A 20,081-nucleotide genomic window follows, 5' to 3' on the forward strand; every position below is an offset into this window, starting at 1 on the left:
GCTGCTCGCGAATGATAAATGACACCTGACGAAGGACAAACTATGCGTATTGCCCAAAATATTACAGAACTCATCGGTCGTACTCCTCTAGTACAGTTGAATCGTATTCCGCAAGCTGAAGGCTGTGTTGCCCAAATTGTCGTAAAACTGGAAAGCATGAACCCTGCCGCTTCGGTTAAAGACCGAATTGGCATCAGCATGATTAATGCTGCCGAACAGGAGGGATTGATTACCCCTGGCAAAACGATTTTAGTCGAACCAACTTCTGGTAACACGGGTATTGCTCTGGCAATGGCAGCAGCAGCAAAAGGATATCAGTTAATTTTGACGATGCCGGAAACTATGAGTGCCGAACGTCGAGCTATGCTGCGGGCTTACGGAGCAGAGTTAGAACTGACAGCAGGCATCGAAGGGATGAGTGGTGCAATTCGGCGGGCACAAGAAATTGTGGAATCAACGTCGAATGCTTACATGTTGCAACAATTCCGCAACCCTGCTAACCCCAAAATTCACAAAGAGACAACGGCTGAAGAAATTTGGCAAGATACAGATGGTCAGGTGGATATTTTAGTTGCTGGTGTTGGCACTGGTGGAACAATTACTGGAGTAGCGGAAGTTATTAAAGCCAGAAAACCCAGGTTTAAAGCGATCGCAGTCGAACCAGCTAACAGTCCCGTACTATCGGGAGGTCGTCCAGGACCCCACAAAATTCAAGGAATTGGAGCTGGGTTTGTACCGCAAGTCCTGAAAGTAGACTTGATTGATGAAGTCATTACCGTAACTGATGAGGAGTCGATCGCCTACGGTAGGCGTTTGGCAAAGGAAGAAGGGTTGCTATCGGGGATTTCTTCTGGATCGGCTCTGGCTGCGGCAGTTCGGGTAGCTCAGCGTCCAGAAAATAAAGACAAGCTAATTGTGATGATTCAGCCTAGCTTTGGCGAACGCTACTTGAGTACGCCATTGTTTCAAGATCTTGAGCCGAGACTACCCGCCACGGTTAGTTAACGCTAAAGTGATTGAATGGCTCACTCAAATCACTACGAAACCCTACGAATTCAACCTCATGCCAGCCAAGCGGAGATCAAATCTGCCTATCGCCACTTGGTGAAGCAATTTCATCCCGATACGAATCCTAAGACAGGCGATCGCGATTGGATTATTCAGATTAACGCTGCTTATGAAGTGTTGAGCGACGTTCAAAGTCGTCGGCAGTACGATCGCCAATTAGGAGCAGGTGCGCCAAAGCGATCGCCTTATTCAACTACCACACAACAGCGATCGTCCCAACGCCCAAATGCTCGATCTTCCTACCAAAATCGTCCTAGTGGTAGAGATGCTGACGAGCAAATAGAAATATGGATGCAACAAGTTTATCAACCTGTCAATCGATCGCTATGTCGAATCCTAAACTCTTTAGAACAACAAATCGAAGAATTATCTGCCGATCCATTTGATGACGAACTTTTGGACAAGTTTCAGGCTTACATCGTCGATTGTAAGGACTGGTTGAAACAAGCTCAAACGACATTTCGTTCAATGCCAAATCCTCCCAGTATGGGCAAAGCAGCAGCGCATCTTTATTACTGTATTAATCAAGTAGCGGATGGATTAGATGAATTAGCTTACTTTCCGCTTAACTATGATGAACGTTATTTGCACGTCGGGCAAGAAATGTTTCGGATTGCCCACGGATTGCACTGCGAGGCACAAAAATCGGTAGAGGCGATCGCTTAAGAAGTCCAGTCATATCATATTGAAGTTTTCTTCAAGTTGACACATACTAGATAGACTTAGAACTTGACGAAAAAGATTAAAAAAATAAAGCCCCCTTCATCTATAGAAAAAGAGGGCTTTGTATTAATACAAAAAATCGACCTGGCGCGGAGCTATTGTCCCGTGGGGCGACCCCCAGAGTATCGTCGCCGCAGTCGCGTTTCACACCTGAGTTCGGGATGGAATCAGAGTGGGTCCACAACGCCATGCGCACCAGGAAAGCTGTCGGGTGGAGTTCACCCTGAAGACTGCATAGAAAGAGAAAATTGTCAAGTCCGCCAATGATTTGGTTGTGGTCAAGCCCTCGGTCTGTTAGTATCAGTCGGCTGCACGTGTTACCACGCTTCCACCACTGACCTATCAACCCATGTTCTGTGGGTGACCTTACTGAATTTAATTCATGAGAGTACTCATCTGGAGGTGGGCTTCCCACTTAGATGCTTTCAGCGGTTATCCGCTCCGAACTTGGCTACCCAGCGTTTACCGTTGGCACGATAACTGGTACACCAGCGGTTCGTCCTTCCCGGTCCTCTCGTACTAAGGAAGGCTCCTCGCAATACTCTAACGCCTGCACCGGATATGGACCGAACTGTCTCACGACGTTCTGAACCCAGCTCACGTACCGCTTTAATGGGCGAACAGCCCAACCCTTGGGACGTACTTCCGCCCCAGGTTGCGATGAGCCGACATCGAGGTGCCAAACCTCCCCGTCGATGTGGACTCTTGGGGGAGATCAGCCTGTTATCCCTAGAGTAACTTTTATCCGTTGAGCGACGGCGCTTCCACTCACTACCGTCGGATCACTAAGGCCGTGTTTCCACCCTGCGCGAGTTGTCACTCTTGCAGTCAAGCTCCCTTTTGCCTTTACACTCTGCGGCTGATTTCCAACCAGCCTGAGGGAACCTTTGCGCGCCTCCGTTACACTTTAGGAGGCGACCGCCCCAGTCAAACTGCCCACCTGAAACTGTTCCCCGACCGGATAACGGTCGCGGGTTAGAATTCTAGCCTCGCCAGAGTGGTATCTCACATTGCGGCTCCTCACTCCCCACAAGGAGTGAATCATTGCCTCCCACCTATTCTGCGCAAGCAAAGCCCGAACACCATTCCAGGCTACAGTAAAGCTTCATAGGGTCTTTCTGTCCAGGTGCAGGTAGTCCGTATCTTCACAGACATTCCTATTTCGCCGAGTCTCTCTCTGAGACACCATCCAGATCGTTACGCCTTTCGTGCGGGTCGGAACTTACCCGACAAGGAATTTCGCTACCTTAGGACCGTTATAGTTACGGCCGCCGTTCACCGGGGCTTCGGTCGCCAGCTTTAGGCTCAAGGCCCTGACCGACTTCCTTAACCTTCCGGCACTGGGCAGGCGTCAGCCCCCATACCTCGTCTATTGACTTTGCGGAGACCTGTGTTTTTGGTAAACAGTCGCCTGGATCTCTTCACTGCGACCTACTTGCGTAGGCACCCCTTCTTCCGAAGTTACGGGGCCATGTTGCCGAGTTCCTTAGAGAGAGTTATCTCGCGCCCCTTAGTATTCTCTACCTCCCTACCTGTGTCGGTTTTGGGTACAGGTGACGATTAGTTAACGTGTTTAGAGCTTTTCTTGGAAGCTTGACCGCTACCACTTCGGGTCCGTAGACCCTCGGTCTCTTAACCCCAGCTCGAAGCGTTTTCGCCGCTTCTCGATGCCTCGGTTAATTGCGCCAGTAACCAACATCTGGCTGGTGCGTGCCTTCTCCGTCCCTCTGCACAACTAATCTTCAGTACGGGATTGTTCGCCCGTTGTCCATCGACTACGCCGTTCGGCCTCGCCTTAGGTCCTGACTAACCCTCCACGGACGAGCCTTGTGGAGGAACCCTTAGGGTTTCGGGGTATTGGATTCTCACCAATATTTGCGCTACTCAAGCCGACATTCTCACTTCTGCTTCGTCCACACCTGCTTGCCGCTAGTGCTTCACCCTATCGCAGAACGCTCCCCTACCACTTGTATCGCTACAAGTCCGCAGCTTCGGTACAAAGTTTAGTCCCGTTCATTTTCGGCGCAGGAGCGCTTGACCAGTGAGCTATTACGCACTCTTTCAAGGATGGCTGCTTCTAGGCAAACCTCCTGGTTGTCTGTGCACTCCCACCTCCTTTGCCACTTAACTTTGATTTGGGGACCTTAGCTGGCGGTCTGGGCTGTTTCCCTCTTGACGATGAAGCTTATCCCCCACCGTCTCACTAGTAAGATTGTTGCTGGTATTCTGAGTTTGTCTCGATTTGGTACAGCTTGAGGCCGCCCGCACCGAAACAGTGCTTTACCCCCAGCAATTATCACTTACCGCTGCGCCTCAACACATTTCGGGGAGAACCAGCTAGCTCTGGGTTCGATTGGCATTTCACCCCTAACCACAGCTCATCCGCCGATTTTTCAACATCGGTCGGTGCGGACCTCCACTTGGTGTTACCCAAGCTTCATCCTGGCCATGGTTAGATCACCCAGGTTCGGGTCTATATACACTGATAATTCGCCCACTTCAGACTCGCTTTCGCTGTGGCTATTCGCCATACCAGTGACTATAACTCGCCGGCTCATTCTTCAACAGGCACGCGGTCGGACGTTGAATCATCCTTCCACTGCTTGTCAACTGACGGTTTCATGTTCTATTTCACTCCCCTTATCGGGGTTCTTTTCACCTTTCCCTCGCGGTACTGTTGCTCTATCGCTCACGCAGTAGTATTTAGCCTTACCGAGTGGTCTCGGCTGATTCACTAGGGATTTCCCGTGTCCCTAGCTACTCGGGATTCAGCTAGTAGCACTTCAACTTTCGACTACGGGACTATCACCCTCTTTGGTACGATTTGTCAATCGTTTCGTCTAGTCTAGTGCTTCCATCTCGCTGTCCCACTACCCCAGAATACTTGTACTCTGGTTTAGGCTGTTCTCCTTTCGCTCACCACTACTGGGAGAATCTCGTTTGATTTCTTTTCCTCCAGCTACTAAGATGTTTCAGTTGGCTGGGTTGGCTCATACCTGTCTATGGATTCAACAGGCTGTACAAGGGGGTTGCCCCATTCGGATATCTTCGGCTCAGTGCTTGCTGCCAGCTCCCCGAAGCTTTTCGTCGGTCGCCACGTCCTTCTTCGCCTCTGCGTGTCTAGGTATCCACCGTCAGCTGTATTTCGCTTGACCAGTTATTTCGCAAATACTTGGTTTTCTACCTGACTATTTCTCTTATCTCTATGCAGTTTTCAAGGTGCTCGCTGGAGAATTTCCAGCAGTTGTCTCCACTCGCAGACAGTGCTGAATTTTACTCAACTTGACTAGTCTATCACATCCCACTGGATTTGACTTGACCAATTGCTTGTTTCAATTTTTTTGAATCTCGAACTGGAAATTCTCAGTTCTTTGAGGTGGGCCATCCTGGACTCGAACCAGGGACCTCACCCTTATCAGGGGTGCGCTCTAACCACCTGAGCTAATAGCCCCTACTGGTGGTACCGCTCCTACCGAACCAGTTCTAGTTTGAAAGCGTTGCTGCACTCGAGCTGTTTTGTCAGTGTCGTCCGACCTCGGGATGTCCTCAGTTTCCAGCTTGGTGTTAGTGCCTTTGCCGATACAATCGGCACCGGTCACTCTCTACTGGTTACTGAAGTTGGTCTCCCTGTAAAGGAGGTGATCCAGCCACACCTTCCGGTACGGCTACCTTGTTACGACTTCACCCCAGTCATCAGCCCTGCCTTCGGCATCCTCCTCCACGAATGGTTAGAGTAATGACTTCGGGCGTGGCCAACTTCCATGGTGTGACGGGCGGTGTGTACAAGGCCCGGGAACGTATTCACCGCCGTATGGCTGACCGGCGATTACTAGCGATTCCGCCTTCACGCAGGCGAGTTGCAGCCTGCGATCTGAACTGAGCTACGGTTTGCTGGGCTTTGCTCCCCATCGCTGGTTGGCTTCCCGTTGTCCGTAGCATTGTAGTACGTGTGTCGCCCAGGACGTAAGGGGCATGCTGACTTGACGTCATCCCCACCTTCCTCCGGTTTGTCACCGGCAGTCTGTCTAGAGTGCCCAACTGAATGATGGCAACTAAACACGAGGGTTGCGCTCGTTGCGGGACTTAACCCAACATCTCACGACACGAGCTGACGACAGCCATGCACCACCTGTGTTCTGGCTCCTTTCGGCACCCCATAGTTTCCCACGGGTTCCAGACATGTCAAGCCCTGGTAAGGTTCTTCGCGTTGCATCGAATTAAACCACATACTCCACCGCTTGTGCGGGCCCCCGTCAATTCCTTTGAGTTTCACACTTGCGTGCGTACTCCCCAGGCGGGATACTTAACGCGTTGGCTCCGGCACTCCTCGGGTCGATACGAGAAACGCCTAGTATCCATCGTTTACGGCTAGGACTACTGGGGTATCTAATCCCATTCGCTCCCCTAGCTTTCGTCCCTCAGTGTCAGTTGCAACCTAGTAGAGCGCTTTCGCCACTGGTGTTCTTCCCGATCTCTACGCATTTCACCGCTACACCGGGAATTCCCTCTACCCCTATTGCTCTCTAGCTCACCAGTTTCCACCGCCTCTTCCCAGTTAAGCTGGGGGCTTTGACAGCAGACTTGATGTGCCACCTGCGGACGCTTTACGCCCAATCATTCCGGATAACGCTTGCATCCTCCGTATTACCGCGGCTGCTGGCACGGAGTTAGCCGATGCTGATTCCTCAGGTACCGTCATTGCTTCTTCCCTGAGAAAAGAGGTTTACGACCCAAGAGCCTTCCTCCCTCACGCGGTATTGCTCCGTCAGGCTTTCGCCCATTGCGGAAAATTCCCCACTGCTGCCTCCCGTAGGAGTCTGGGCCGTGTCTCAGTCCCAGTGTGGCCGGTCGTCCTCTCAAACCGGCTACCGATCGCAGCCTTGGTAGGCTCTTACCCCACCAACTAGCTAATCGGTCGCGAGCTCCTCTTTTGGCTATGAATATTTCACCCAAGGGCACATCCGGTCTTAGCTGCCGTTTCCAGCAGTTGTCCCGGTCCAAAAGGCAGATTCTCACGCGTTACTCACCCGTCCGCCACTAAGCTCCGAAAAGCTCCGTTCGACTTGCATGTGTTAAGCATACCGCCAGCGTTCATCCTGAGCCAGGATCAAACTCTCCGTTTTTTCCTTAAACTCAATTATCTTCTCTTAATTCGACACCAACCTCTTGTGCTTGTTGGCGCTTTCAAACTATACTCTTTTCTAGGTTCGGTCGCCCTTGGGAAGGTCGCTTCGCGTCCCTCTCTCCTCCGGCGCTTTATTAATCTATCTAATCTCCACCAAATGTGTCAACCCTTTTGGTGAAAAAAATTTTGACTTCCCCCCAATTCCCTCCCCACACCGGTTTGAGCTAGAGTGATTTTGGAGTCAAGCCAGGAAGTTTGTTAGTCGTGAGTAATTTTGCTGTTTTACCGCCTTGGTTAATACTCGATCCTCTGCTGCGTGAGTGGTTATCTGAAGATGTTGGACGAGGCGATCGCACGACTCAAAGCTTGCTAGCTCAAAATCCTCGTACTGGACAAGCCAAGTGGGTAGCTAAAGCTCCCGGGGTTATTGCAGGTTTACCAGTTGCAGCTAGAGTGTTTCAAACTTTAGACGAGCAAGTCACATTTGTCGCTTGTGCGGCTGAAGGAGAATTGTGTCAGCCAGGACAAGTTATTGCTCAGATGAGTGGAGCGTTGGATGCATTGCTGATGGGAGAAAGAGTTGCGCTTAACTTGGCGATGAGGTTGAGCGGTATTGCTAGCCTTACTCGTCAGTATGTGGAGAGAATAGAAGACTTACCGGCTCGATTAGTCGATACGCGCAAAACAACTCCAGGACTGAGGGTACTGGAAAAGTATGCAACTCAACTAGGAGGAGCAATTAATCACCGAATGGGATTGGATGATGCAGTGATGATCAAAGATAATCATATTGCAGTGGCTGGTGGAATTGGTAAGGCGATCGCCCAAATCCGCCAGAGCATACCATATCCTCTCACCATAGAGGTTGAAACCGAGTCTTCGGAACAAGTATCAGAAGCCATACAGTATGGGGCAGATATCATTATGCTGGATAATATGTCTCTAGAGATGATGCATCAAGCAGTAGAGACAATCCGACAGCACAATAGCAAAATCAAAATTGAAGCTTCTGGTAACGTTTCTTTGGAAACTATTTGCTCGGTAGCAGAAACAGGCGTAGATTATATTTCTAGTAGTGCGCCGATTACTCAAGCGAAGTGGTTGGATTTGAGTATGAAAATTGAATGTTGAGCTTGGAAGTGTCTGCGGCTAGGTAGAACGACCGAATTGCCTACACCTTACTGACACACTATATATAACTATTTAGAAGTGTCTGCAGCTAGGTAGAATGATCGAATCACCTACGCCTTGCTGACATACTATACATAACTCTTATGAAAGAAACTTTAGAACAGCTCAAACCTCGATTCGAGCAAGCTTTGGCTGCTGCGTTGGGTGCAGAATATGCTGGAGTCGATCCAATTTTAGTAACTGCTAGCAATCCTAAATTTGGAGATTATCAAGCAAATGTAGCTCTACCGCTAGCGAAACAAGTAGGAAAACCTCCACGAGCGATCGCAGAACAAATTGTATTAAAGTTAGATGTTAACGATTTCTGCGAAAATCCAACTGTAGCTGGACCTGGTTTTATTAATTTGACATTGAAACCAGCTTATTTGGAAGCACAATTACAGAAAATTAATCCTGACCCTCGGCTAGGAATTGCATCTGTTAAACATCCCAAGAAAGTTATTGTAGATTATCCCAGCCCAAATATTGCTAAAGAAATGCACGTTGGGCATTTGCGTCCAGCTGTGATTGGAGATTGTCTTTCTCGAATTTTAGAATTTATCGGACATGACGTAGTGCGTCTGAGTCATGTAGGCGATTGGGGAACTCCCTTTGGAATGCTGATTGCTTACTTGCAAAAGGCATATCCAGAAGCTTTGACAACAGATGAAAATTTGAATTTAGGAGATTTATCCTCATTTTATCGTCAAGCTAAAAAGCAGTTTGATACAGATGAAGGGTTTAAGGAAGCAGCGAGACAGGCTGTAGTACAACTGCAAGCAGGAGAAGAAAAAACCATTCTGGCTTGGAAGATTGTTTGTCAACTGTCTAGTAGAGCATATCGAGTTATTTACGATTTGATGGGAATTGCTCCGTTTATTGAAAGAGGAGAATCTTTTTATAATGCTTTGTTAGCAGAAACGATTGAAGAGTTGGAAGCAAAAGGACTTGTAGAAATTGACGCAGGCGCGAAGTGTATTTTTCTAGAAGGTTTCACAAATAAAGAAGGTAAGCCTTTACCTTTGATCGTGCAAAAATCTGATGGAGGTTATAATTACGCTACAACAGATTTAGCTGCTATTCGCTATCGAGTAAATGTTGATAAAGCACAACGAGTAATTTATCCAGTGGGTGCTGAGCAAACTAATCATTTTGCTCAAATTTTTCAGGTAGGAAAACGAGCGGGTTGGATTACAGATGAAGTGGAGTTTTTTCACGCTCCTTTTGGTTTGGTTTTGGGTGAAGATGGATCGAAGTTGAAAACTCGCTCGGGAGAAGCTGTACGCTTAAAAGATTTGTTAGATGAAGCGATCGCACATGCTCGTAAAGATTTAGAATCTCGATTAAAAGAAGAAGGAAGAGAAGAGACAGAGGAATTTATTAACCACGTCGCCCAAGTGATTGGTATTAGTGCAGTAAAATATGCCGATTTGAGCCAAAACCGCAATAGCAATTACATTTTTAGCTACGATAAAATGTTGGCTTTACAAGGTAATACTGCTCCTTATATGTTATATGCTTATGCACGGATTCAAGGCATTAGCCGTAAGGGAGGAATTGATTTCGAGCAGTTGGGAGACAACGTTAAGGTAGTATTGCAGCATGAAACTGAACTCGTATTGGCAAAGCATTTACTTCAGTTAGATGAGGTTATCTCAACAATTGAAGAAGATTTATTACCAAATCGATTATGCGAGTATTTGTTTCAATTGAGCCAAAAATTCAATCAATTTTACGATCGCGATCGAGGTGTTCCAGTCTTAAATGCGGAAGAACCTCAGAGAACGTCGCGGTTAGTGCTGTGTAATTTAACGGCTAGAACTCTCAAGTTGGGATTATCTTTATTAGGAATTCCCGTGTTGGAGAGGATGTAAATAGCAGATTCAAATAAGGCGGGTAATGCCCACCCTACTATTTATTTTAGGTTAGTTAGGTGTTGAGGAGAAGATTATGAAGATAACAGTTATTAGTCAAATTGCGATCGCGCTCGTGTCTTTATCTACAGTTTTTACACCAACTGCGGCTAAAGCTCAACTTATTCCACAGCCTTGGGTTTCGGTGGGAGGAGACGATGGTGATGTAACTTTTTCTGTGGGCGCGAGAATTATTGGCTTAGGGGTTGAATTAGGATTTGGTCCGGGTGATTCAACGGGAGTGGACGTACTCAAGTTTATTAATTTACCTGTTGTCGATCCCTATATTGGGGTGGGATATTATTCGGATGATGAGGATTTCGCCGTGTCTGGTGGGGTTCAAATTGATGCGGCGGACAATCTGTTTGTAGGAGTTGGTTATAATTCTGTACGCGGATTTAATGGACAGGTAGGAGTTAAGTTTTAAATCCCCCCTAACCCCCCTTAGAAAGGGGGGAATTAGCAAGTAAGAGTCAAGTTTCGATCCTCCCTAATCCCCTTAAATTCGCTCCCCCCTAACCCCCCTTAAAAAGGGGGGAATCGGAGATAAAAGATTTAACTTGGGTGGCTGAGTCGAGTTGCATTGCAGAATGAGCGATCGCCTCTGCTTCTTGTGTTGTTAATTGACTGATTATTTGTTTAATCTGAGGAATAGATTGAGGATTAAGACTTAATTCGTCTAAACCTAAGCCAAGTAATATGGGTACAGCTAAGGGTTCGGCTGCTAGTTCGCCACACAATCCTACCCAAATTCCTGCATGGTGTGCGGCTTGCACAGTTTTTTGAACTGCTTGCAATACAGCAGGATGAAAAGCGTCAGCTAATGGAGCAACTTTCGGATTGGTGCGGTCTGCTGCCATGATATATTGGCTTAAGTCATTCGTACCAATGCTGAAAAAGTTAACTTCAGAGGCAAGTTTATCTGCGATCGCAACCGCAGATGGGATTTCTATCATGATGCCAATTTCAATATTTTTATCAAAGGGAATACCAGCTTGGGACAATTCTGTTTGTACTTCTGCCCAAATTGCTTTAGCTGCTTGTAGTTCTGCTAAAGTTGCAATTGTGGGAAACATAACTTTAATTTGATATCCTGAGCTAGCTCGTAATATTGCTCGTAACTGAGTTTTGAAAAGCTCAGGACGATCCAAGCAAAATCGAATACCTCGCCAGCCTAAAAAAGGATTAGTTTCTGCTTGTAATCCCAGATAAGAAAGAGGTTTGTCGCCACCTACATCCAGAGTACGAATAATTAAGGAACGGTTTGCTAAAATTTGGGCGATCGCACGATAAATTTCAAATTGTTCTGCTTCTGTAGGTGAGGAAGTTCTGTCGAGATACAATAATTCGGTGCGTAATAATCCGACTCCCTCTGCACCTTGCGCGATCGCAATTTGAGCATCGGCAATACTACTAATATTAGCAAAGACTTGAATTCGCTTACCGTCACGGGCGATCGCTGGTGCTTGCGCTTTGGCTCGTGCTTGCTGTCTGGCAGTAATTATCGCATCTCTTTTCGCTTCGAGGGTAGCAATTGTTTGAGAATCGGGTTGTATCCAAATATTGCCATTTTCACCATCAATTGCTAACAGCGTACCAGGTTCTAAATTTAAAATCTGTGAGTTAACACCGACAACAGCCGGAATTCCTAACGTGCGTGCCAGAATTGCACTGTGAGAAGTAGCGCTACCTTGTAACGTACAAATTCCTAATACTTTTGTCCGATCTAATCGGACTGTATCAGAAGGAGAAAGATCGCGAGCAACAAGAATACTAGGCTGAGTTAATTCTATATTGGTAGTAGAAACGCCAAGGAGCGATCGCAAAACTCTTTGTCCTACATCAACAATATCTTTAGCTCGTTCTTGTAAATAAACGTCATCAAGATAGCGATAACTATTCGCTATTTCATCAGTAACAGTAGCCCAAGCAAATTCAGCATTTTGATGTTGCTCAAAAATTCGTTTTTGTACGGGTTCGATAATTGCTGGATCTGCTAAAACTAAAAGATGTGCATCAAATATTGCTGCTTCATTTTCATGAATATGAATTCGATCTTTAATATTTTGAATTTCTTGTTTAGCAGTTGCGATCGCTGTTTGTAAACGCTGCCATTCAGCATCTACATCAGCTACACAAAGTTCGTGAACTTTTATTTGATGCAAATGATATTGAAAAATTGGGGCGATCGCAATTCCTGGGGACGCAGGAATTGCCTGTGGAGAATGAGAGAAAGTATGGAGCTGAGGAGATGAAGTACGATCGGTTTCACCAAAATTATTTTCGACAAGTGTTTGTAATGCAGCTAACGCTGTATCTGCATCTTCACCAACAGAGGCGATCGCGATTTCATGTCCTTGGCGTACTGCTAATGTAGCAACTTGATTGATACTATCTGCTCTCACAAATTCTGTGTTTCTGGTGATATTTCGCACGCGAGTTTGAGCGTGAAACTGAGTTGCTGTGGTGACAAATTGAGCCGCAGGACGAGCATGTAGTCCTTGGGGGTTGTGAATGGTTAGGTGGATTTCTCGCGTTGGGAGATCCCCCCCAACTCCCCTTAAAAAGGGGGGCAGTAGAATGTTGGTTTTGGGGATTAATACTTAATTGTGCTGCTTTTGCTGTGAGTGCTTGTCGTGCTTCAGAGATAATGCGATTGATATCATTGCTGGATGTAGCGGCAACAGAGGCGGCGATCGCACCTTCTACTAGGGGTGCTTCGCATAAATGGATTTTATCTTGTTGTGATTCCGGTAAGAATTCGATTGCCATTTCTGCACTGAGTAAGGCGCTACCGAGATCCATCAAGACGAGAACGCCGTCGTCACTATATACAGATGCGATCGCTTCATAGACTTGCATAGCATCTGTTCCCAGTGGATTTTCAGGATCGTCAATTCCTGCTGCTACGGCTATGGGTACTTTGTCCTGTACCATTTGCCGTGCAAGTTCCCGCACGCCTTCGGCTAGTTTCTGACTGTGAGAGACAATAACAATGCTAACCATGCGATCGCCTCATGGGTATTAAAAGCTTCTATTCTTGCAGTTACTTTATACTGCTAGCAGCTTCATTACATCAGCAACAGAGTAGACAATTCTTCAATTTTGCATAACTTTATTTGCTTTCACAAGGATGACAGTGATATCGGTTACGATGTCACACTGCTACTGCTAGACTGTATCCAGATCTAAATAGATTGAAGCAGTATTGGTATGATAACTATCGAAGCGATCGTGACTGTTACGCCTGACGGCAAAGCTGCAATTCAACTACCACCGAATATTCCACCAGGTAGACGTAAAGTAGTGTTAGCGATCGACGAGCAACTAATTAAAGAGCAGCCAGTAGTTGAAAACGATCTAGCATGGGATGAGTTTGAACATCTGATCGAGCGATGTGCTGTAGATACAGGAATTAAAGATCTAGCACATCAACACGATCGCTACATCCACGGAGTTCCGAAACGAGAGGCTTACCTTTGAATAAAGTTCTCGTAAATACAGCAGTATAGATTACTATTCTTAGTGATAGAAATCTAATACATCATTAAAAGATAATATCTGCTTTACTCAGGTTTATTAATATAAACATAAAACTATTAGCTACATCAATTTAATTAGTTTTTTTCTGCATAAGTTTTAAATATATAAGCATTACCTGCCTCTAGCGACTTATTAGCGTTCTATAGTGCGTGATGAGACTTTTTGATGTGGTGTGCAGCCTTGCCTTTATTCATAGATAAATACTTGTCTATAGTTAATATCTCCCTACCATCCATTTCTAGACGCATAGTCAATCAGTATGTCTTTAGGATATTTATTCTGCTTATCATTGTCGGTCAAGCAATCAATCATTGCATTAGAGATGTTGGGTGCTTCTGTGTCTAGAGTGGTATTAACTGCTTCAGTGTAGGCATTTTGAAATCTCAGAAAGCTGTTAAAAGCTGTTCTAGCTTTATTAAATTCATCTTTTTGAATTGCATTTAGCGATTGATGCAGTCTTTGATACATAAGATATTGAACACCACCCAGAATCTTTTGATTTTCTGAATTCGCGTGAATATCGCAAGCCTCAACTTGGCTCGCTTGCGCTGGTGCGTGCATCAATAAATATGCTACTGCTGCTAAAGCTGCGATCGCTCTATTTACTATGAATTTCATAACCATTACCTTGATTGCGTTTATATATCTAAGGTATGGTATTGAATGATAACAATCATGGAGAGAAATACTGAAATTGAAACGAGCGCGAAGGGGAGTTATTTTAGCCTTCAACCGCGAAAATACTCGCCCATGACGCAATTTTGAAGATACGATGAATCGCAAACAGAGTATTTACTTTAAGCACAATTAGTAATATCTTGTATAAATATCTTCGAGTTATAAATCGGTAATTTTTAAAGTCTCATTAGTATCGATTAATTTTTGAAAGATAACTAGGTTTCCTCTAATTTAGCTACGAAGTAAAGGAGCAATTACCTAAAAACTTTGCCTCCACAAAGCAAATCCCAATGGAATGACGATACCGATAAACGCCACTCCAATTGTTACAATGATAGTTCCAGCCACGAGGCGCAGCCATCCGTTCCAGCTTTTCAATTCGGTTTTGACTTCGGTAACTTCTTCACCTAGTTTGTTAATGCCATCAGCAATCGCTACTAGTACAGTCTTTAGTCCCTCTCCGTTTAGGTCGCGGTCAGACGGTAGGTTGAGGACAACTAGTTTAGATGATGTTTCAGCTTTCATAATCCAATTGAACAAACTCTAGCTGTAAGAAAGAGTTCGTGATTTAGCTAGAATCTTATTATATACAAAAATGACTTTGACTGGAACGCAGTAATGCTGATTAGATTTAGCGATCGCCTTAGCTTTCCAATGCTGCTAGCAAACTCTTCAACATTAAATAAGTAGAGGTTGCGCCTGGATCTTGATGTCCGATACTGCGATCGCCTAAATAACTCGCTCTCCCTTTTTTGGCTAGCATGGGAATAGTATCTTTCATGGCTTGTTCTGCTACTATTACAACTTGTTGCATGGCTACTAAAGTGGTTTGATTGTTATCCACAGATTTTTGAAAGTTATCCACAACTGGGGATAAAACATCTATCATTGTCTTGTCACCAAGTTGCGCTTTACCTCGTTGAATTACGCCTTCTAATCCCAATCTCAATAATTTGAGTAAATCCTCTGTTGCAAGTTTTTCTTTCCCTGTTACGGCTGCACTTGCTCTCAAAAAGAATGTACCGTAAAGAGGACCACTTGCACCACCTACAGTAGAAATTAAGGTCATGCTGACAGTTTTTAAAATTGTACTGATGTCTTTGTCAGCAAGGCTAGATAGTTGACTTGCTACTTTCTTAAAGCCGCGTTCCATATTGATACCATGATCGGCATCACCAATTGCTGCATCTAATTCTGTTAAATATTCTTTGTTTCGCTCAATTTCAGTTGCAAAATTTTGTAGCCATTGTATTACTTGACTTTTATTCATATTGATTAGTCATTTGTCATTTGTGAGGAGTCAGGAGTCAGGAGTCAGAATAAACTGAACTGGTCACTGGTTACTGGTCACTAGTTACCGATCGCTGATGACTGATTACCAACATAAACTTGCTGTTTTTACAGGCGCATCCCACAGCCGCAGCATCTCATCATCGACTTTGAGCAAGGTAATGGAACAGCCTTGCATTTCTAAAGATGTGATGTAATTGCCAATTAAGTTTCTCATTATTTGCAATCCGTGTTTTTGACAAATTTCAGCTAATTTGCGATACACAATATACAGTTCTGATAAGGGCGTACCACCCATACCATTGACAAAAGCTAACACGCGATCGCCCGACTTAAACTCAGAATTGACTAACTCTACATCTACCCATTCTTCTTGAGTCTCATCCCATTCTCGGACTGTACGACTGTAGCGGCGATCGTTAATTATTGATAAGGCGAGTATTTCGGTAATCTCGTCTACAGATTTTAACGACATTCTTTCTCTACCTGGTTCGCCGTGAATGCCAATCCCAATTTCCATTTCGCGATCGCCCAAACTAAAAGTAGGCGATCCTTTCGTGGGTACGGTACAAGATGTTAACGCCATACCCATACTGCGACCGTTTAGATTCACTCGCCGACAGAGATCTGCCACTTGCGGCAAGTTGTATCCGTCTGCCGCAGCCGCACCGCAAATTTTCTCTGCTAGTACTGTCGTGCCTACACCTCGCCTGCCTTGGGTATAAAGGCTATCTTGGACGGCAACATCATCGTCTATCAATACATTTAACACCCGTATATCCTCAACACGGGCTAACTCAGTTGCCATTTCAAAGTTCATTACGTCGCCGCTATAGTTTTTGACAATGTAAAGCACTCCAGCGCCGCCATCTACCTGTTTTGCCGCTGCTAGCATTTGGTCGGGTGTAGGAGAAGTAAACACCTCTCCAGGACACGCAGCATCTAACATACCCATACCGACAAAGCCAGCGTGCATCGGTTCGTGACCGCTACCTCCACCAGAAATAATTGCTACCTTACCTGTCACGGGTGCGTCGGCGCGGTAGACGAATGTAGGCTCGAAATTCACCTTTAACAAGCTGGAATGAGCTGCTGCCATGCCTGCTAAACTCTCCCGCACGAAGCTGTCCGGTTGGTTAATCAACTTCTTCATGGTTCGCTCCTATTCGAGAGGCTATTACAACTCAGGATAAAAGACTTTGGAGCAGTCTTGACATTGACTCAGCTATCCTTACCACTCAATGTAAATTTGGTTAACATTAGGTTAAGTCATGGTTAAAATATGAGTCATAATATATTTTCCTAGAGTAAGCTCAGTTTGATAACTCAATAGGGAAATACAACCAAAATAAGCAGATGACTGGCGAATACCAAGGCTTATGTATTCATAACTACAGATTGGAAGATGAAAATCTTTCTCATGGATGAAGGTCACTAAAGTTAATTTAAGGATAGGTTAAGATAAATTCTTTCTTGTAGGCAGGGTAGTATGGCAAAAGCAGAGCTAAGTAATAAAAATAGTTTTATTTACGCCCAAAGCAGGTATCATGGCAAGTTTACGCCAGAACATCTGGCTTTTAATGCTAACTTACAAGAATTCGCTCAAAAACTTGCTTATATTTCTGCTTTACATACAGGCGGAAAGCTTTCCTCAGAGAAAGCATACGAACAGGTGGCAAGTCTATGGCAAAAGATAGAGCAGAGTAAACGCGCCATGAACATTGGCTCGAAGTAGCGATCGCCCTAAAAATCTTTCTGCTACTAAATATTAAACAAATAAATTTAAACTTTAAGCAATTTAAGGTTATGGATTTACTACCAGTCCTTTTGTTATCTTGCACTCAAATTCAGAAAATGTAAGAATGACGAAGGTTTTGGCAATTGAGGATGATGCATTATTGCGCGATAGTATTGTCAACGTACTCACACTGAGAGGTTTGACAGCGATCGCAGCTGAAAACGGGTACGTTGGATTAAAACTTGCTCAAGAAAATCTTCCTAACTTGGTGCTATGCGATGTGAGAATGCCGGGACTGAGTGGTTACGAAGTCTTAAAATCGCTGCGAGAAGATCCAAACACTGCCACCATTCCATTAATTTTTTTGACTGCTGAAAATACTCCAGAAGTTATGGCTATGGGAGCAGATCTGGGAGCGAATGGTTATTTGTGTAAACCGTTTTCTACATCTGAGTTAATGATAGCGATCGCGCCTTTTGTCAGTGACCAGTGACCAGTGACCAGTAGAGAGCGATCGCGCACCACGCACCACCAGCTACCAATTACCAATTACCCACTCACTAATTTTTGGTATTCCTGCTCTGTAATAAGATCGTAGTTAGTTTCGAGGCGATCGAGAAAGACGATACCGTCGAGATGGTCGAGTTCGTGTTGAAAGATTCTGGCAACGAAATCGGTTAACTCTTGCTTGTGTAACTTGCCGTAGCGATCGCTATATTCAACTTCGATCGCTCGATCTCGGGGTACAGAACCACGAATTCCAGGGATACTCAAACAACCTTCCCATCCTTTTTCACTTTCATCAGAACGAGCCAAGATTTTAGGATTAATCATCGGTGTTGGCTCCATTTCTGGAGCGTGAGGATAGCGGGGATTGGGACGAGAAGCAACAATAAAGATGCGATCGCTCACTCCAACTTGTGGTGCAGCAATCCCCACTCCATTCGCCTGTTTGACTGTAATTAATAGATCGTCTATGAGCTGTTGAATTCGCGGATCTTTAACATCTGCCACAAACTCAGCTTTGTCTCGTAGAATCGGATTACCAAGTTGAATGATTTCCATTTTTATCAGTTATCAGTTATCAGTGAAAAAAGGGTGTGGGAAATTTGTTGTTGGTTGTTGGTTGTTGGTTGTTGGTTGTCGCTTCTAGTCTCCTCTGCTCCTCTGCCCCTCTGCTCCTCTGCCCCTCTGCCCCTCTGCCCCTCTGCCCCTCTGCTTCCTCTGCCTCTCTGCTCTATAAAAGTCTCCCTTGTCCCCCTTGTCCCCCTTGTCCTCCTCAGCTCCCTCAGCTCCCTCAGCTCTCTCGTTGTACGGGTAAATTAGCCAACTTCACAGATAGCTGTGCGGTTTTGCCATTGCGTTGAACTTGGACGGAAACTTGGGTTCCTACAGAACTTTGTTCGACTATCTGCTGTACTTGGTCTGTTTTCGATACGGGTTGATTGTTAATTGACTGAATGACATCTCCACTTCTGATCCCTGCTGCGGCTGCGGGAGAGTTAGGCACGACTCTGACTACTAATACACCACTCTCAGCAGGGATTTGAATTTGTCCTTGCGACTCTACTTCTAGTTGCTGTCTAATTTCTGGTGTTAACGTCACCATTTGCACTCCCAAATAAGGGTGCTGAACGCTGCCTGTAGCAATAAGCTGTTTAGATATGCGCTGGACGGCATTAATTGGAATGGAGAAGCCTAATCCTTGCGCGCCTTGAATGATTGCCGTATTCATGCCGATAACTTCACCACGGGAGTTCAGCAGGGGTCCGCCAGAGTTACCTGGATTGATTGCCGCATCGGTTTGAATAAAGCCAATCCGCTTATCAGTTACGCCAATATCACTCGCAGAACGGTCTGTTGCACTGACAATTCCTGCTGTGACCGTATTATCTAAACCGAGGGGATTGCCGATCGCAATTACCCATTCTCCTGGTTGTAGTTCGTCAGAATTGCCAATTTCTACTACGGGTAAATTATTTGACTGAACTTGAATCACGGCGATATCAGTCACCGGATCTTCGCCTAAAACTTTTCCCTCTAAAGTACGACCGTCTTTAAGCGTGACGCTGACGCGATCGGCTCCATTGACTACATGAGCGTTAGTCAATATTTGACCGTTAGCACTAATAATAAATCCAGAACCAGTGCCGCGCACGATCCGTTCTCGCGGTTGAGCCTCTGGTACGCCAAAAAAGCGGCGAAATAGGGGATCTTCAAATGCTTCTGGTAGCTGCCGTCTCACTGTTCTAGAAGCATTGATTCTCACCACAGCCGGACCAACTTTCTGAACGGCGGCGACGACAAAATTAGGGTCGCTAACACTAGGTAAAGCAGCACGAGGAGTACCTGGCGTAGGAGCGACGGGGGATGGAGCTATGGGAGTTTGTTGAGCTTGGGATTGACGGAAAGGCTCTGTAATAGCGGCGCAGCTACTTAACGAAACGCATAAAACACCAGAGATCAGCGTCAATGCCTTCCTGCCGGCAGTTCCAGACAATCGCCACCGATCGCCCCCTACTTTGTCTGATAAACTCTTCCTTACGAGTCCTACAAGGTTAGTTTTAACCAGATTGCCTGTGTTGCCAAAGAAATACCCGCCAAACCCATTCCGATTACTGCCTGGGGTTTTTTCAGTGCCATCAAGCTGCAAACGCCTTGGTTTTCTCTCTTGTGGCTCAGGTCGTGACTCAATATTGCGTTGCCTGCTGCTCATCTGTTTTGCTGTAGGTGAAAGTCGATCGGTAGCTAGTTCGATTTTGCCTCAATTGAGCGGAGTTTTGCCGCTGAGTACAGGTAAGGAGTTTTGCAAAGGAGTTATACGATCGATGTT

General features: G+C 45.6%; 15 protein-coding genes, 1 tRNA gene, 3 rRNA genes and 1 pseudogene. 8 read left to right on the forward strand and 12 right to left on the reverse strand.

Features of this window, described 5'->3' with window-relative positions:
* The first annotated feature begins 42 nt into the window (after positions 1 to 42).
* A complete protein-coding gene (cysK, locus tag CHRO_RS27450) occupies positions 43 to 1,005 on the forward strand; it encodes a cysteine synthase A (RefSeq protein WP_041463597.1) in 963 nt (320 codons plus the stop codon).
* A gap of 15 nt (positions 1,006 to 1,020) precedes the next feature.
* A complete protein-coding gene (locus CHRO_RS27455) occupies positions 1,021 to 1,734 on the forward strand; it encodes a J domain-containing protein (protein WP_015157490.1) in 714 nt (237 codons plus the stop codon).
* Between the two features lie 139 nt (positions 1,735 to 1,873).
* Here the strand turns inward: CHRO_RS27455 and rrf are convergent.
* The 4 genes from rrf to CHRO_RS27475 form a co-directional block, all read right to left on the reverse strand.
* Positions 1,874 to 1,991: ribosomal RNA gene (gene rrf / locus CHRO_RS27460) — 5S ribosomal RNA — on the reverse strand.
* Between the two features lie 74 nt (positions 1,992 to 2,065).
* Positions 2,066 to 4,946: ribosomal RNA gene (locus CHRO_RS27465) — 23S ribosomal RNA — on the reverse strand.
* A gap of 222 nt (positions 4,947 to 5,168) precedes the next feature.
* A tRNA-Ile gene (locus CHRO_RS27470) sits at positions 5,169 to 5,242 on the reverse strand.
* Positions 5,243 to 5,422: 180 nt separating this feature from the next.
* Positions 5,423 to 6,914: ribosomal RNA gene (locus CHRO_RS27475) — 16S ribosomal RNA — on the reverse strand.
* The 16S, 23S and 5S rRNA genes sit together here with 1 tRNA gene alongside, the layout of an rRNA operon.
* A gap of 266 nt (positions 6,915 to 7,180) precedes the next feature.
* Between CHRO_RS27475 and nadC the strand changes: the two genes are divergently transcribed.
* The 3 genes from nadC (at position 7,181) to CHRO_RS27490 (ending at position 10,426) form a co-directional block, all read left to right on the forward strand.
* On the forward strand, positions 7,181 to 8,047 hold the full coding sequence (gene nadC / locus CHRO_RS27480) for a carboxylating nicotinate-nucleotide diphosphorylase (RefSeq protein ID WP_015157491.1): 867 nt from the start codon (positions 7,181 to 7,183) through the stop codon (positions 8,045 to 8,047).
* Positions 8,048 to 8,190: 143 nt separating this feature from the next.
* Positions 8,191 to 9,960, forward strand: coding sequence for an arginine--tRNA ligase (gene argS / locus CHRO_RS27485; RefSeq protein WP_015157492.1), 1,770 nt, complete (start codon positions 8,191 to 8,193; stop codon positions 9,958 to 9,960).
* A 76-nt stretch (positions 9,961 to 10,036) separates the two neighbouring features.
* Entirely contained in the window at positions 10,037 to 10,426 is a 390-nt protein-coding gene (locus CHRO_RS27490) for a hypothetical protein (protein ID WP_015157493.1), read from the forward strand.
* 88 nt (positions 10,427 to 10,514) lie between these two features.
* Here CHRO_RS27490 and ptsP read toward each other — a convergent pair whose 3' ends face one another.
* Both ptsP and dhaM read right to left on the reverse strand, forming a co-directional pair.
* Complete coding sequence (gene ptsP / locus CHRO_RS27495) at positions 10,515 to 12,596, reverse strand: phosphoenolpyruvate--protein phosphotransferase (protein WP_342669355.1); 2,082 nt, start codon at positions 12,594 to 12,596, stop codon at positions 10,515 to 10,517.
* A gap of 91 nt (positions 12,597 to 12,687) precedes the next feature.
* Positions 12,688 to 13,005: pseudogene (dhaM, locus tag CHRO_RS34045) on the reverse strand (dihydroxyacetone kinase phosphoryl donor subunit DhaM); the annotation flags it as partial.
* Positions 13,006 to 13,212: 207 nt separating this feature from the next.
* On the opposite strand from dhaM, the gene CHRO_RS27500 reads away from it, so the two are divergent.
* A complete protein-coding gene (locus CHRO_RS27500) occupies positions 13,213 to 13,482 on the forward strand; it encodes a hypothetical protein (RefSeq protein ID WP_015157494.1) in 270 nt (89 codons plus the stop codon).
* A gap of 285 nt (positions 13,483 to 13,767) precedes the next feature.
* Here the strand turns inward: CHRO_RS27500 and CHRO_RS27505 are convergent, their stop codons facing one another.
* From CHRO_RS27505 to dhaK, 4 genes are all read right to left on the reverse strand, one after another.
* Entirely contained in the window at positions 13,768 to 14,160 is a 393-nt protein-coding gene (locus CHRO_RS27505) for a hypothetical protein (protein WP_015157495.1), read from the reverse strand.
* A 318-nt stretch (positions 14,161 to 14,478) separates the two neighbouring features.
* Positions 14,479 to 14,745: a hypothetical protein gene (locus tag CHRO_RS27510; RefSeq protein ID WP_015157496.1), complete on the reverse strand. Its 267-nt coding sequence runs from the start codon at positions 14,743 to 14,745 to the stop codon at positions 14,479 to 14,481.
* A 118-nt stretch (positions 14,746 to 14,863) separates the two neighbouring features.
* Positions 14,864 to 15,490: a dihydroxyacetone kinase subunit DhaL gene (dhaL, locus tag CHRO_RS27515; protein ID WP_015157497.1), complete on the reverse strand. Its 627-nt coding sequence runs from the start codon at positions 15,488 to 15,490 to the stop codon at positions 14,864 to 14,866.
* Positions 15,491 to 15,595: 105 nt separating this feature from the next.
* Positions 15,596 to 16,663 carry a dihydroxyacetone kinase subunit DhaK gene (gene dhaK / locus CHRO_RS27520; protein ID WP_015157498.1) on the reverse strand — a complete coding sequence of 356 codons (1,068 nt, stop codon included), beginning with the start codon at positions 16,661 to 16,663 and terminating at the stop codon, positions 15,596 to 15,598.
* Positions 16,664 to 16,999: 336 nt separating this feature from the next.
* On the opposite strand from dhaK, the gene CHRO_RS27525 reads away from it, so the two are divergent.
* Positions 17,000 to 17,245: a DUF7219 family protein gene (locus CHRO_RS27525; RefSeq protein WP_015157499.1), complete on the forward strand. Its 246-nt coding sequence runs from the start codon at positions 17,000 to 17,002 to the stop codon at positions 17,243 to 17,245.
* Positions 17,246 to 17,372: 127 nt separating this feature from the next.
* Complete coding sequence (locus tag CHRO_RS27530) at positions 17,373 to 17,741, forward strand: response regulator transcription factor (RefSeq protein ID WP_015157500.1); 369 nt, start codon at positions 17,373 to 17,375, stop codon at positions 17,739 to 17,741.
* 56 nt (positions 17,742 to 17,797) lie between these two features.
* Here CHRO_RS27530 and def read toward each other — a convergent pair whose 3' ends face one another.
* Positions 17,798 to 18,313: a peptide deformylase gene (gene def / locus CHRO_RS27535; protein ID WP_015157501.1), complete on the reverse strand. Its 516-nt coding sequence runs from the start codon at positions 18,311 to 18,313 to the stop codon at positions 17,798 to 17,800.
* Between the two features lie 232 nt (positions 18,314 to 18,545).
* Positions 18,546 to 19,964 carry an HhoA/HhoB/HtrA family serine endopeptidase gene (locus CHRO_RS27540; RefSeq protein WP_015157502.1) on the reverse strand — a complete coding sequence of 473 codons (1,419 nt, stop codon included), beginning with the start codon at positions 19,962 to 19,964 and terminating at the stop codon, positions 18,546 to 18,548.
* Between the last annotated feature and the right edge of the window lie 117 nt (positions 19,965 to 20,081).

It is taken from the genome of Chroococcidiopsis thermalis PCC 7203 (genome assembly GCF_000317125.1).
GTDB classification, from domain to species: Bacteria; Cyanobacteriota; Cyanobacteriia; order Cyanobacteriales; family Chroococcidiopsidaceae; genus Chroococcidiopsis; species Chroococcidiopsis thermalis.

Coding starts and splice junctions, on each gene's coding strand:
- cysK (WP_041463597.1), top strand. CDS start 43: ATGCGTATTGCCCAAAATATTACAGAACTCATCGGTCGTACTCCTCTA.
- CHRO_RS27455 (WP_015157490.1), top strand. CDS start 1,021: ATGGCTCACTCAAATCACTACGAAACCCTACGAATTCAACCTCATGCC.
- argS (WP_015157492.1), top strand. CDS start 8,191: ATGAAAGAAACTTTAGAACAGCTCAAACCTCGATTCGAGCAAGCTTTG.
- CHRO_RS27490 (WP_015157493.1), top strand. CDS start 10,037: ATGAAGATAACAGTTATTAGTCAAATTGCGATCGCGCTCGTGTCTTTA.
- CHRO_RS27500 (WP_015157494.1), top strand. CDS start 13,213: ATGATAACTATCGAAGCGATCGTGACTGTTACGCCTGACGGCAAAGCT.
- CHRO_RS27505 (WP_015157495.1), bottom strand. CDS start 14,160: ATGAAATTCATAGTAAATAGAGCGATCGCAGCTTTAGCAGCAGTAGCA.
- CHRO_RS27510 (WP_015157496.1), bottom strand. CDS start 14,745: ATGAAAGCTGAAACATCATCTAAACTAGTTGTCCTCAACCTACCGTCT.
- dhaL (WP_015157497.1), bottom strand. CDS start 15,490: ATGAATAAAAGTCAAGTAATACAATGGCTACAAAATTTTGCAACTGAA.
- dhaK (WP_015157498.1), bottom strand. CDS start 16,663: ATGAAGAAGTTGATTAACCAACCGGACAGCTTCGTGCGGGAGAGTTTA.
- CHRO_RS27525 (WP_015157499.1), top strand. CDS start 17,000: ATGGCAAAAGCAGAGCTAAGTAATAAAAATAGTTTTATTTACGCCCAA.
- CHRO_RS27530 (WP_015157500.1), top strand. CDS start 17,373: ATGACGAAGGTTTTGGCAATTGAGGATGATGCATTATTGCGCGATAGT.
- def (WP_015157501.1), bottom strand. CDS start 18,313: ATGGAAATCATTCAACTTGGTAATCCGATTCTACGAGACAAAGCTGAG.
- CHRO_RS27540 (WP_015157502.1), bottom strand. CDS start 19,964: ATGAGCAGCAGGCAACGCAATATTGAGTCACGACCTGAGCCACAAGAG.